10 protein-coding genes are annotated in these 13,564 nt (G+C 46.6%); 8 read left to right on the forward strand and 2 right to left on the reverse strand.

Translation table 11 applies throughout. The features are described from left to right. The first annotated feature begins 25 nt into the window (after positions 1 to 25). From DW183_RS08730 to DW183_RS08765, 8 genes are all read left to right on the forward strand, one after another. Positions 26 to 1,435, forward strand: coding sequence for a sugar transferase (locus DW183_RS08730; RefSeq protein WP_118281612.1), 1,410 nt, complete (start codon positions 26 to 28; stop codon positions 1,433 to 1,435). Further along, positions 1,435 to 2,850, forward strand: coding sequence for a glycosyltransferase family 2 protein (locus tag DW183_RS08735; RefSeq protein ID WP_118281613.1), 1,416 nt, complete (start codon positions 1,435 to 1,437; stop codon positions 2,848 to 2,850). Before DW183_RS08730 ends, DW183_RS08735 begins: the two co-directional genes overlap by 1 nt. A gap of 107 nt (positions 2,851 to 2,957) precedes the next feature. After that, the gene (locus DW183_RS08740; RefSeq protein ID WP_243069550.1) at positions 2,958 to 4,157 is read left to right on the forward strand and encodes an LCP family protein; all 1,200 of its coding nucleotides are present in this window, start codon (positions 2,958 to 2,960) and stop codon (positions 4,155 to 4,157) included. A gap of 671 nt (positions 4,158 to 4,828) precedes the next feature. Continuing rightward, entirely contained in the window at positions 4,829 to 6,301 is a 1,473-nt protein-coding gene (locus DW183_RS08745) for a S1C family serine protease (RefSeq protein ID WP_118281614.1), read from the forward strand. Between the two features lie 147 nt (positions 6,302 to 6,448). Further along, positions 6,449 to 7,381, forward strand: a complete 933-nt coding sequence (gene arcC, locus DW183_RS08750; protein ID WP_118281615.1) for a carbamate kinase — start codon at positions 6,449 to 6,451, stop codon at positions 7,379 to 7,381. Between the two features lie 28 nt (positions 7,382 to 7,409). Continuing rightward, on the forward strand, positions 7,410 to 8,834 hold the full coding sequence (gene pyk, locus DW183_RS08755; protein WP_118281616.1) for a pyruvate kinase: 1,425 nt from the start codon (positions 7,410 to 7,412) through the stop codon (positions 8,832 to 8,834). A 93-nt stretch (positions 8,835 to 8,927) separates the two neighbouring features. After that, entirely contained in the window at positions 8,928 to 10,412 is a 1,485-nt protein-coding gene (locus DW183_RS08760) for a C69 family dipeptidase (protein WP_118281617.1), read from the forward strand. Positions 10,413 to 10,462: 50 nt separating this feature from the next. Beyond that, positions 10,463 to 11,254, forward strand: a complete 792-nt coding sequence (locus tag DW183_RS08765) for a polysaccharide deacetylase family protein (RefSeq protein ID WP_118281618.1) — start codon at positions 10,463 to 10,465, stop codon at positions 11,252 to 11,254. Between the two features lie 10 nt (positions 11,255 to 11,264). On the opposite strand, the gene DW183_RS08770 is transcribed toward DW183_RS08765, so the two are convergent. Further along, a complete protein-coding gene (locus DW183_RS08770; protein WP_118281619.1) occupies positions 11,265 to 11,840 on the reverse strand; it encodes a TetR/AcrR family transcriptional regulator in 576 nt (191 codons plus the stop codon). Between the two features lie 100 nt (positions 11,841 to 11,940). Beyond that, entirely contained in the window at positions 11,941 to 13,299 is a 1,359-nt protein-coding gene (locus tag DW183_RS08775; RefSeq protein ID WP_118281620.1) for an MATE family efflux transporter, read from the reverse strand. Positions 13,300 to 13,564: the final 265 nt, after the last annotated feature.

The following is a 13,564-nucleotide window of genomic DNA, read 5'->3' on the forward strand; positions in this document are numbered from 1 at the left end:
AGTTATGGGCGTACAGGAGGCATGAATGTACCGAGACGAAAAACGTAGTTGGATGAAGCATCTGGATTTTACGATCTTAGATATGCTCATGATGGAGTTGGCGCTCATTTTGGCGTATGGCTGGCGCTTTGAGCATGCATGGCTTTTTAATCACGAATTATATGTGCGTATTGCGGTGATCGCGCTTTTGATCGATGTGTGTGTGGTCTTTTTTTCAGAGGCATACACGGGTATCCTGCGGCGAAACAAGTATCAGGAATTACGCTCGACTGTGACGCATTGCGCCGTGGTCTGGGGCGGTGTTCTGGTATATATGTATGCGACAAAGACCTCTGTGGAGTATTCCAGACAGATGCTCTTTGTCTTTTTGGGACTTTTTATCATCCTGTCCTATTTTAGCAGGGTGGTCTTAAAAAGAGTCATCCGCAAGCGCAAGTTGGAAGATCAGAATAAGGCATGGATGCTGGTTGTGGCAGATATGCATACGGTAGAACAGTGCTTAAATGAGATCGCACACGACAAGTACACGGATTTTAAGGTGTCAGGTGTCGTTGTTATTGATAAAGATATGCGGGGGCAGACGATACAGGGGATCCCGGTCGTTGCCAGTGCGGATACTTTTATGGAGTATCTGCGGACCAATGTGGTGGACGAGGTCTTTATCAACGGCAATACCAGATCTTCGTCTGAGGCACTTGCGGCAGAGATGGTGGAACTTGGCATCACGGCACACATCAGCCTGATCAATACCAAGCAGATGGTTCCAAACCGTCGTATTGAAAATTATGGAAGCTTCATTGTCCTGACATCCAGCATGCACATTGCCAATGCCAGACAATTATTTGTAAAACGCCTGATGGATATTGCAGGCGGTATTGTGGGTCTGGCACTGACGGCGATCGCTTTTGTTATCTTTGCACCTATTATCAAGATCCAGTCACCGGGACCGGTCTTTTTCAAACAGGTGAGGATCGGCAAGAATGGCAGACGCTTCAATTTCTACAAGTTCCGTTCCATGTATGTAGATGCAGAGGAGCGCAAGGCAGAATTGATGAAAGATAACGAGATGAGCGGCAATATGTTCAAGATGGAAAATGATCCGCGTATCATACCGATCGGTCATTTTATGCGAAAGTATTCCATTGACGAACTGCCGCAGTTCTGGAATGTCCTAAAAGGCGATATGAGTCTGGTGGGTACGCGTCCGCCGACAGAAGATGAATTTTTAAACTATGAATATCACCACAAGGCAAGACTGGGGATCAAACCGGGGCTGACTGGTATGTGGCAGGTCAGCGGACGAAGCGACATTACGGATTTTGAAGATGTGGTCGCATTAGACACCCAGTATATTTCCAACTGGTCCTTGGGACTGGATATCATGTTGTTATTTAAGACCATTGGTGTTGTACTTACGGGAAAGGGATCAAAATAATGGAGATGCCGGGAATTTCAGTCATTGTTTGGCTGCATGAAACGAAAGAAGCATATTTTCGTGATCTGCTGGAATCACTGGTTTCCCAGACTTATGACAGATGGGAACTTTATGTGTTGGATCAGAATCCGGCCTATGGTTTTTCTTCCATGGTAGCCGAATTTTTCCCAGAAGATGACCGGGCACATTACAGACAATTAAAGAATTCTAAGGGGAGAGCCTATGCGTATAACATAGGCTCTCATTATGTGATGGCAGACTTTGGCAAAAAAGGACGTGACCTGGAAGGTAACTACATTTTCTTTGTAGGACAGCACGATAGACTACAGCCGGATGCCCTTTTGCAGATCGCCGGCGCGTACAACCGCTTTATGCAAAAGCAGGAGAAAGCACCGGAGCTGATCTATATGGATCACGATATGCTGGTAGGACAGGATCGCATGGAACCGCATTTTAAACCGGAACTGAACATGGAACTTTTGCGGCATTGCAATTATATTGGGCAGCATTTCCTGGTTTCCTGTTCGGCGGCATATGCCTTGGGCGAGTTTCGCCAGCAATTGTCCTATGCCTGTGTCTACGAATATCTGCTCCGGCTGGTGGAAATGGGGGGAGCAAGTCTTCGGATTCCTATGCTTTTATATCATGAGAGAATGCGGGAAAAACTACTGCGGAAAGAGGAAAAAGTCTGGCAGAAACGTTTTGCGGCAGAACACATCCTTGCGGTAGAAGCATCTTTGCGACGGCAGGGTATCCTGCTGGACGGTTCGATCACGCCGGCAGCCGGTGGAGCATGGTGGCAGATTCCTTACGATGGCAAGGGTGTGGCGACACAGCAGCGGGACTATATGTTTTTGCATGAGCCATCGGTGCGTGCTCTGACACGGTCGAATTTGCAGAAAATGTACGGGCATTTGTGCCGGAAGGATGTTGCTGTTGTGGGAGTACGCTTTTTAAAAGGCGGATTTGCCATGGAAAACTGTGGCTTTTTATTTGATGCGCAGGGAGATATCTACCCGGCATTTTACGATATGAAGATCTATCAGACGACATACGATAATCTGGCAGGCATTCCGCGGGAGGTCAGTATGGTCGATTTCCGCTATTGCATGATCGATGCCAAGGTTTATCGAAAACTGGGAGGACTGGATCCAAAACTTTCCGGCAGAGACCAGATGCTGGATTTCTGCCTGCGTGCAAAAAAAGCAGGCTATCGTACGATCGTAGATCCGGGGATCATTGTCAAAAGTCCCGGCAAACAGGATGAGAGCAGTCGGGTTTCGCATGAAGCAATGCTGGAAAAATGGGCAGATCTGCTGGCAGAGGGAGATCCTTACTATAATCCAAATCTGCCGATGGGATTACTCAATTATCGCCTGGATGCGATCGGATCCGAAGAGGAGAGACTGGCATAGCATCTGTGAATAATGTGTGGTATTTCTTGACGACAAACTTGTTATGGTATAAAATTCTAGTTTGATATGTGCAATTTTGTAAAGAGGGTTCCACAAGGGAGAATAAAATGGCAAAAAAAGAGATATACAATATAGAAATGCCGCAGGAGACATCCGACAGAAGGCGCAGTAGTGGCAGCCGTGGTGGCTCACGCCGCGACCATGAGGAAGAGGTGCGTGGCAAAGGCAAGAAGGGTAAAAAAATGACCCGCAGCCAGAAACGGAGAAAGAGAAGAAAGACAATCCTCATCATTGAGGTAATTGTTTTACTTTTGCTCTTGGCAGGTCTTTTCCTTTGGTTAAAGGTCGGTCTGATCAACTGGGATGATCTGAAGAACTTAAAGACAAATAATCTGGATGAAGAAACACAGGATCTTTTGGATGACTATACGACGATTGCCCTGTTTGGTGTGGACAACCGTTCGACCGGTAATTATGATTCCGGTAACAGTGACAGCATCATGATCTGCAGCATTAACAACAACACCAAGGAAGTAAAACTGGTATCTGTTTACCGTGATACCTGTCTGGATGTGGATGGTGATGAGACATTCCGTAAATGTAATTATGCATACAATCATGGCGGACCGCAGGAAGCCATTGAGATGCTCAACCGCAACTTGGATCTGAACATTCAAAAATATGTATCCGTTGACTTCTATGCACTAGCTGAGGCGGTAGATGCCTTGGGCGGCATTGAATTGGACATCACGGATGAAGAAGCATCTTATATGAATGGTGTCGGCGGCTACATCGCAATGACCGCTGAGAGCACCGGACGAAAGGGCGGCAATGTATCCGTTGGTCATCAGACGGTCAATGGTGTGCAGGCAGTTGCCTATTGCCGTATCCGTTATACCGCAGGCGGTGACTTCGGTCGTGCGGAGAGACAGAGAACCGTCTTAGAGCAGATGGTGGCAAAATTAGATGGCGCAAGCCTGAGTGAACTGAACGATCTGGTAGATGCCGTATTTGATGATATCGGCACCAACTTTACCATGACACAGATCATTTCCATGGCAACATCCATGAAAGATTATCAGTTGGCAGGAACCGCAGGATTCCCATTTGCTAAGCGAACAGGTAACTTTGGTTCGCAGGGAAGTCTGGTCGTACCGTGTACACTGGAATCCAATGTAAAATATCTGCATGCATATCTGTTTGGAAATGAGGATGCACAGTTGTCTGATGAACTGGTCAAGATCAGTGATGATATCGTAAACTTCACCGGTTACACGCAGGATGATGCGTTGGATTACGGCTTCTAAATCTATAGAAAAAAATCCGAGGGAATTGCCCTCGGATTTTTGCGTTCCTAAAGAATGCGGATTGGATGGGCGCGTGTACAGTTGGGGCTGAACCAAGGGGGAGGCAGGGGAGGATGTATTTGAGTAAAAATTCGTCGTATCTCTGAAAGAGACTGTTTGTTTGAAAATGAACTGTCTCTTGCACAGCTTCGACAGGCGCTGGGATGTGTCCGCCAGTGACAGATATTCAGGGGGGCGCCGCGCATAAGAGATGCTAAGGACTTGCGATCCAACCTATAGAAAATTGTGGTAACCGGAGCAAACGAACGTCCTGTTCGGTTGCTCCTTTCGGGTACGTCCATGTACCCTCATTACCTAGTGATATCAAGTCCTAAGCATCTCTAATACGCTTTGCATTCATATCTGCCACTGGCGAACACTATCCCGAAGCCTGTCTAACTTTGCAAAGACAGTTCTAAAAGATAAAAACAAATAGTCTCTTTCTAGAGATACAGAATTTTATGACACATCCTCCCCTGCCTCTCCCTTGGTTCAGCCCCAGCCGTACACGTGCCCATCCAATCCGCCGCTTCACAAGACTTCAAAAAATGTCCTATCTTTCATCACAAAGTTATCACATTTAACCCCTACACTAAGTGACATAAGCAAGGAACCGAAAGGAGACGATACAAATGAGCGAGTTCGATCAGAATACACAAGGCGAGAACACGCAGAATAATAATGGAGAACAGGCGAGTTCCGTTTATTCTTATAGTTACTCTGACATCAATCAGGGAGAAAATGCTACAGCAGATCAGCAGAACCGGCAGACCTATACGAGCGGTGCAGGGACCGGCTATGAGCAGAATGCTTATCAAGACCAGAATACCTATAATTACAATCCCTATGGCGGACAGAATGCAGGTGGTCATGAGAAGCATCATAGAAGTGGCAATGGCAAGATCAAACAATTCTTTTCCAAGGGCAACTTTGGCAATAAGTTGCTGAAGGTCGTTGCAATAGCCCTTGTCTTTGGTTTGGTAGCAGGCGGCACCTTTAGCGGTGTGACCTATGCAGTCAGCAAGAAGACTGGTGTAGATCTGACAGCGGCAACAGCAAAGACACTGACGACCAATGACAGTGTGGACAGTACCGCAGTTTCTACGGCAACGACGGTATCCGATGTTTCCGACATTGTAGAAAATGTTATGCCGGCGATTGTGGCAGTTACCAATATTTCCTATACGGAATATCGCAGCATGTTTGGGCAGACCAAGACCTACGAGAGTGAATCCGCAGGATCCGGTATCATTGTCAGTCAGGATAATGATTATCTTTACATTGCAACCAACAATCATGTAGTATCCGGTGCAGAATCACTGACGATCACCTTCAACGATGGCAGTGCAGCCCCGGCAACCATAAAGGGAACAGATTCTTCTGTAGACCTTGCAGTCGTAGCAGTTGCGCTTTCTGATGTGGAAGACAGCACTATGGATGCGATCAAGGTGGCAACACTTGGCGATTCCGATCAGGCACAGGTTGGTGAATCCTCTGTTGTTATCGGTAATGCACTTGGCTATGGACAGTCTGTTACTACCGGTGTTATCAGTGCACTCAGCCGTGAAGTTCAGTTAGAGGATGAGTCCGGCAACACGGTCACCAGTACCCTGATGCAGACCGATGCAGCCGTAAACCCTGGTAACAGTGGTGGAGCACTTCTGAATATGAAAGGCGAGGTCATCGGCATTGTTTCTGCAAAATATTCAGATACCAAGGTCGAGGGCATGGGCTATGCCATCCCAATCTCTACTGCAAAGGATATCATCGAGACCATCATCAACCAGGAAGTAGTTTCCGATGATGAAGCATCTTACTTTGGCATTTCAGGTGTGGACGTTGCCAGCGATGTATCAAAGCAGTATGATATGCCGACCGGTGTGTATGTCACAAAGGTAGCGGCCAACAGCGCAGCAAGCAAGGCTGGCATCCAGAAAGGCGACATCATCGTATCTTTCAATGGCAGAGAAGTAAGTTCTATGGATGAGATATCCAATGTGATGCAGTATTTGAAGGCAGGTACCAAGGTGGACGTTGTTGTGGCACAGGCATCCAACAACTATGAAGAAAAGACCATGGAAGTCACGCTTACCAAGAAAAAATAAGGCAGGAAGAATATGGGAGGGGCGAAAATTTCTGATAAAGAGATTTTCGCTCTTTTTTTGCTTGTTGCAGGCAGGCTATTATGATAATATTTAACTTGGTAAAGAAGTGTTATTTTCTTTACGAACAGTAGGATGGAGGTCTAGCAGATGGAGAAGAAAAGAATCGTAATTGCATTAGGTCATGATGCTTTGGGGACAACACTTCCGGAGCAGCAGAAGGCATTGGTCAAGACTGCAAAGGCAGTGGCTGAATTTATCAAACAGGATTATCAGGTGGTTATCACCCATAGCAATGGCCCACAGGTCAGTATGATACATACGGCTATGTCTGAGTTTTGCAGATTATACCCGGAATACACCGCGACACCGATGTCGGTATGTTCTGCGATGAGTCAGGGATATATCGGATATGACTTACAGAATGCGATTCGTAGTGAACTTCTGACCCATGGAATATACAAGACGGTTTCTACCGTTCTGACGCAGGTCATGGTAGATCCTTATGATGAAGCTTTTTACAAACCGAGCAAGGTGATCGGGCGTGTGATGAGCGAGGCAGAGGCTGCGGAAGAAGAAAAGAAAGGCAACCATGTCGTTGCTGTTGAAGACGGCTATCGACGTATCGTGGCAACACCAAAGCCAATGGATATCGTGGAGATCGATGCGATCAAGGCACTTTGCGATGCAGGACAGGTCGTGATCGCCTGCGGTGGTGGCGGTATCCCGGTATTGCAGCAAGATAACCACTTAAAGGGCGCAAGCGCAGTCATTGAAAAAGATACAATTGCCGGACAACTGGCAGATCAGTTGGATGCTGATATGCTTGTTATCTTGACCGGTGTAGATAAGGTGTGTCTGGGCTTTGGCACAGATCATGAGAAACCTCTGGACTATATGAGCATTCAGGATGCGAAAAACTACATGGCAGCCGGTGAGTTTGAGGAAGGCACAATGCTTCCAAAGATCCAGGCGGCAGTAGATTACATTGGAGATTCTGCGATCCGCAAGGTGCTGATCACAAAACTCTCCGCAGAAGATGCTGCGATTGGTGGCGAGAATGGCACCATGATCGGCAAATAAGAATTGAGAATAGGGATAGGAAAAGGAAATGGAACAGGTCAGAAAGACAAAGATTATTTGTACAATGGGTCCTTCCACAGAAAAGGAAGGCGTACTGGAAAAGTTGATGTTGGCAGGTATGAACGTTGCCCGTTTTAACTTTTCACACGGAGATCACGAGGAACAGATGGGACGTTTGACCAAACTGCGTGCAACACGAGAGAAATTAGGCTTGCCGGTAGCGGCACTTTTGGATACCAAGGGACCGGAGATCCGTCTCCGCGAGTTCGCAGAAGGCAAGGTTATGTTAGAGGCAGGACAGACCTTTACGCTGACGACAGATGAGATCATGGGTGATGAGAACCGTGTCTCTGTCAGTTACAAAGATCTGCCAAAGGATGTAGCACCGGGGACACATATTTTGATCGATGATGGTTTGATCGAAATGACAGTTACGGATGTTACCGATACCGATATTATCTGTAAGGTCATCAACGGTGGTAAGGTGTCCAATAAAAAGGGTGTCAATGTACCAAATGTGGAACTGTCTATGGATTATGTCAGCCCGAAGGACTACAAGGATATCGTATTTGCAGTAAAGGAAGACTTTGATTTTATCGCTGCTTCCTTTGTTAGAACCGCAGCAGATGTCAAGGAATTACGTGATATTTTACATGAGCATGGCGGCGACGACATCAAGATCATTGCCAAGATCGAGAACCATCAGGGAATCCAGAATATCGACGAGATCATTGAAGCAGCCGATGGTATCATGGTTGCCCGTGGTGACATGGGTGTTGAGATTCCGATTGAGGAAGTGCCGATCATCCAGAAGATGATCATTAAAAAGGCATATCATGCCGGTAAAGTGGTTGTTACAGCGACCCAGATGCTTGACTCTATGATGAGCCATCCAAGACCAACCAGAGCAGAGGCGACCGATGTTGCCAATGCGATCTATGACGGTACAAGTGCCATCATGCTTTCCGGTGAGACTGCTGCCGGTGATTATCCGGTGGAGGCAGTCGAGACTATGGTGCGTATCGCACTGCGTACAGAGGCGGACATCAATTATATTTCAAGACTGCGTGCCCGCAAGACCAATGAAAAGCCAAGCATTACCGATGCGATCTCGCATACTGCTTGTCTGATGGCTGGCGACTTGAATGCGACCAGTATCGTGACGGTCACCAAGTCCGGACGAACTGCCCGCATGATCTCCAAGTATCGTCCGCAGAGCCCGATCATCGGTGGCTGTATGTCAGATAAGGTCTGCCGCCAGTTAAATCTTTCCTGGGGCGTCATTCCTCTGAAAGTCGAAGAAAAGCAGGATGCAGATGAACTTTTCGATCATGCACTTGAGCGCTCTAAGGAAGCTGGTTTAATCCAGGAAGGAGATACCGTGGTTCTTACCGCTGGTGTGCCACTGGGAATCGCAGGCACGACCAACCTGTTAAAGGCACATATTGTGTAACTAATATAAAATGTGCAGTTGGCATAGACTAGCATCTTGTGCAACTGCACATATTTTTGTACCTAAACTATATTTATCAGGAGGAACAAAATTATGCCTTGTACTACAATTTTAGTTGGAAAAAATGCATCATATGATGGCTCGACCATGATCGCCCGCAACGACGATTCCGGTTCCGGTCATTTTACTCCAAAGAAATTTATTGCCATGGATCCGGCAAAACAGCCAAAGGTATATACTTCGGAACTTTCCCATGTAAAGATTCAACTTCCGGAAGATCCGATGCGCTATACTGCCGTACCAAATGCCTTGAAGGGCGAGGGTATCTGGGCAGCCTGCGGTGTCAATGAGGCACATGTTGCCATGACGGCAACAGAGACGATCACTTCCAACCCGCGTGTCCTGGGAGCAGATCCTCTGGTCGTTTATCAGGAAAAGACTGAGGATACCGAGGAGATTGTCGGAGGTATCGGCGAAGAAGATATCGTCTACATTGTACTTCCTTATATCCGTAGTGCCAGAGAAGGTGTCAAACGTCTTGGCTCTTTGCTGGAGCAGTACGGCACCTATGAGATGAACGGTATCGCTTTCCAGGATCTGGATGAGATCTGGTGGCTGGAGACGATCGGCGGACATCATTGGATCGCCAGACGTGTGCCGGATGATGCTTATGTCGTTATGCCAAATCAGTTAGGCATTGACTATTTTGATATTGAGGATGGTTTGGGTCAGCAGAAAGATTTTATGTGTTCTGCGGATCTGGCAGAATTTATCGAGAAAAATCATCTGGATCTTTCTCTGGACGGCGATTTTAATCCAAGAGATGCTTTTGGCAGCCATGATGATTCTGACCATGTGTATAATACGCCTCGTGCATGGTATATGGAGCGTTATCTGAATCCGAATTCTGCCAAGTGGGATGGACCGGATGCAGACTTTACACCGTTTTCAGATGATATCCCATGGTGCGTGGTACCGGAGAAAAAGGTCACGGTAGAGGATGTCAAATATGTGCTTTCTGCGCATTTCCAGGGGACACCTTATGATCCTTATGCAGCCTACGGCGACAAATCCCTGGCTGGTGCGTATCGTTCTATCGGCATTAACCGCAATGACTTTTTATCTGTCGTACAGATGCGCCCATATGCGACGGAAGATCAGTGCGTCATCCAGTGGATCGCCTTTGCTTCCAATGCCTTTAATGTACTGGTGCCGTTCTACGCAGATGTGACAGAAACACCGGCATATATGTCCAATACGACCAAGGAGGTTTCGACCGACAACTTCTATTGGAACAGCCGCATGATCGCAGCCATGGCAGATGCTTCTTATGGCAAGTCTATTTTCCATATCGAAAGATATCAGGAAAAAATGGCAGCAAAGGGACATGAGTTGATCGGCAGATACGATGCCTTGATCGAAAAAGAGCAGGATGCGGCAAAACGTCGTCAGTTGCGCCATGAAGCAAATCAGGCGATCGCGGATATGCTGCAGAAAGAAACGGCAGACACACTGGATAAGGTTCTTTATGAACTGAGCAATCAGATGAAAAATGCCTATTCCAGATCGGATGCATAAAAGCAAAAGTCAGGTCATAGGATAAACCAAGTGAGATCTTGGGGAAACATATGGCTGATTATCAAAAACATAAAAACAATAAAATCAGAGCAGGCCTGGTCGTACTGGGGCTGCTCTGTCTTAGTATAGGGCTGATCGGACAATATCAGACCAATGCGCTGACAACATCGGCGAGCGTTGGCGGCAGGGAACTGCCCATCTACTGTGTCGATACGGACGAAAAGAAGGTGGCATTATCCTTTGATGCGGCATGGGGAAATGAGGATACGGCGCGGATACTAGAGATTTTGAAAAAGAATGATGTGCATGTGACCTTTTTTATGACCGGAGACTGGGTCGAGTCCTACCCGGATGATGTAAAAGCCATTTATGAAGCGGGGCATGATCTGGGAAACCATAGCGAAAATCATAAGAATATGTCACAACTGTCTGTGGAAGAATGTAAATCGGAATTGCAGCAGGTGCATGACAAGGTCAAAGAGATCACCGGCTATGATATGTTTTTGTTCCGCCCGCCTTATGGCGACTATGACAATGAGGTCATCACGACGGCGCGTGAGATGGGCTATTACCCCATCCAATGGGATGTTGACAGTCTGGATTGGAAAAATTACGGGGTATCTTCCATCGTGCAGACAGTCACAGAGCACAAGCATCTGGGAAATGGATCTATTATCCTGATGCACAATGGTGCGACCTATACGGCAGATGCCCTAGAAACGGTCATCAATTCCTTGCGCGACCAGGGCTATGAGATCGTGCCGATCTCGGAACTCATCCACCGCGACAATTACCATATGGATCACGAGGGAAGGCAGATTAGCGAGCAGACGGAAAAATAAAACAGTTTTGTTAAAAAATATTTTTATTTGCTTTGGCTTGAAAGAGCATAAGTTGATACATTTCTTCCGGTGTCTCCGGACATCCGTCTTCCAGCCACATGCGGATCATGGCAGTTAGCCCGGTGTAGTAAAAGGTAGCACAATAATTCGCCTGACGCGCAGAGGTGATACCATGGCGGACGGCGTATTGGTGAATGCCATCTGTATGTTCGAAGGTGGCAACAACAGACAGAAATGGTAACTGTGATACCCGTGTGATATAGACCTGATAAAAGGAGCGGTACTTCAAAATATGTTCAAAGAGCGATAGTATGGAAGCATGGTGGAGTTCGCCCTGTGAGTCCATCTTTCGAAAGTTTGCACAGTCCTCATCCCGCAATTCGAGAAAAAGCCGTTGGGCTACAGCATCAAAAAAATGATTCATATCGCCAAAATGAGAATAAAAAGTGGCGCGTGTAATGCCGGCTTTCTGACAGAGCAGGGAAATGGAGATGTTGTCAAAATCATGCGTATCTAACAAGTCTAAAAAAGTAGCGCAGATGTGAGCATCTGTTTCCTGAAATTTTCTGTTGTTTTTCGTGTTCATCTATAATCCTCTTATCTTAAATTTGATCAATCTGCTATCTCGCAAGGAGATAGCCATAAACTTATGATGACATCATAGCACGGATTTTGCAAAAATGGCATTAAATTTCGGAAAGTGTGCGAAGTTTTTTGTAGTGATGCAAGGCGAAAATCAGCGCCAGCCCAAGGGCAATAAAGGTCGCAAGCGGCTGCGCCCACACGATACCATGGAATCCGTAAAGGGAATCCAGAAGGTAAAGTGCCGGGATAAAGATCACGCCCTGCCGCAGAAGAGATACAAAAAGCGCATAGGATGGCTTCTCGGTTGATTGCAAAAAGGTGGTACAAAGTTGGTAGAGACCGATAAAAGGTCCGGAAAGTGTGCCAATGCTGATCACGTAGACACCAAGCGGAATGATCGTCGTATCATCCAAAAATGCCTTGACAAGAGTAGTGGAAAAACCACGGCACAAAAGCGTGAGCGCAAGACCGAGAATAACGGTTACAAGGGAGGTTTTTAAGATCGTCTCGCGCATACGTTTCCAATTTCTTGCACCGTAACTGTAGGCGATGATCGGCTGGACACCCATAGCAACGCCGATTTGCAGCATGCCAATGATCATGGTGGCACGTCCGGCAACGGATAAGGCGGCTACATAATGATCGCCGTGTGCGACCAGAAGATTGTTTTCAAAAATGCCGGAGATACTGTTGAGCAGCGTACTGACACCGGAGGGAAGACCGATGGCAAGCACACCGGTCGCAACGCCTTGCCCCAGTGTAAAATCGTGCAGATGAATGGTTACGTGTTTACATTTTCTTATGATGAAAACGATATAGTAAATACTACTGCTGGCGGTGCCGATCAAGGTTGCGATGGCAGCACCCGGAACTCCCATGCCAAGCACAAGAATAAAGATAGGATCCAAAATGATGTTTAATATGGTTCCCAAAAGGTTTCCGACCATAGCAGATACAGAGGCACCTTCACAACGGATGATCTGACCGGTCGCAGTATTTAGCATGGTAAGCGGTGCACCCAGCATGATCAGACTAAGGTAGGAGGCTGCGTAGCCTCTGGTATTAGCACTGGTGCCGATCAGATCCAGAATGGGGGTCTGGAATATGAGAACGATGGCGGTAAAAACAGCGCCGCTGAAGATGGAAAAATAAAAAGAAAAACTGGAGTAGTGTGCTACCTTGGAGTCATCTCCGCGTCCCATGGCAACGGAAATGCAGGAAGAAGCACCGGTGCCGATCATACTGCCCAGTGCAGATAAGAGTGTGGTGATCGGCATGCAAAGGGAAAGCCCTGTGACCTTGTAGGGGTCCTTTAACTGTCCGATAAAGTAGATGTCTGCCATGTTATAGATGACCATGATCAGAATGGTGATAACCGCTGGCAGACACATTTTGACCATGAGTTTCCAGATAGATTCCTTTGCAAAAATGTCCGGATTGAGTCTTTGTTCTTTCTTCATGTAAAAACCTCCTATTAGTTAAACAACTGTATAAATAATTATAAGCATTTTTCCAAGAAGTGCAATAGAAAATGGAAAAATCATACAGGAAACCGCTTACTGGACCGGAAAATTTATGAAATTTTCTAAAGTGAGGCGATTGACACTGTAGTTAGATTGTGCTAACATATCAATGTAGTTAGAAAGTGCTAACCATTGTTGCTCACATGGAACAGGCATTTTCTTTTTTGACCGTGAGTTAGCGGATACTAACAAAAGTTTTATT

The organism is Roseburia sp. AM16-25 (assembly GCF_003473825.1).
Classification (GTDB): domain Bacteria; phylum Bacillota; class Clostridia; order Lachnospirales; family Lachnospiraceae; genus Pararoseburia; species Pararoseburia lenta.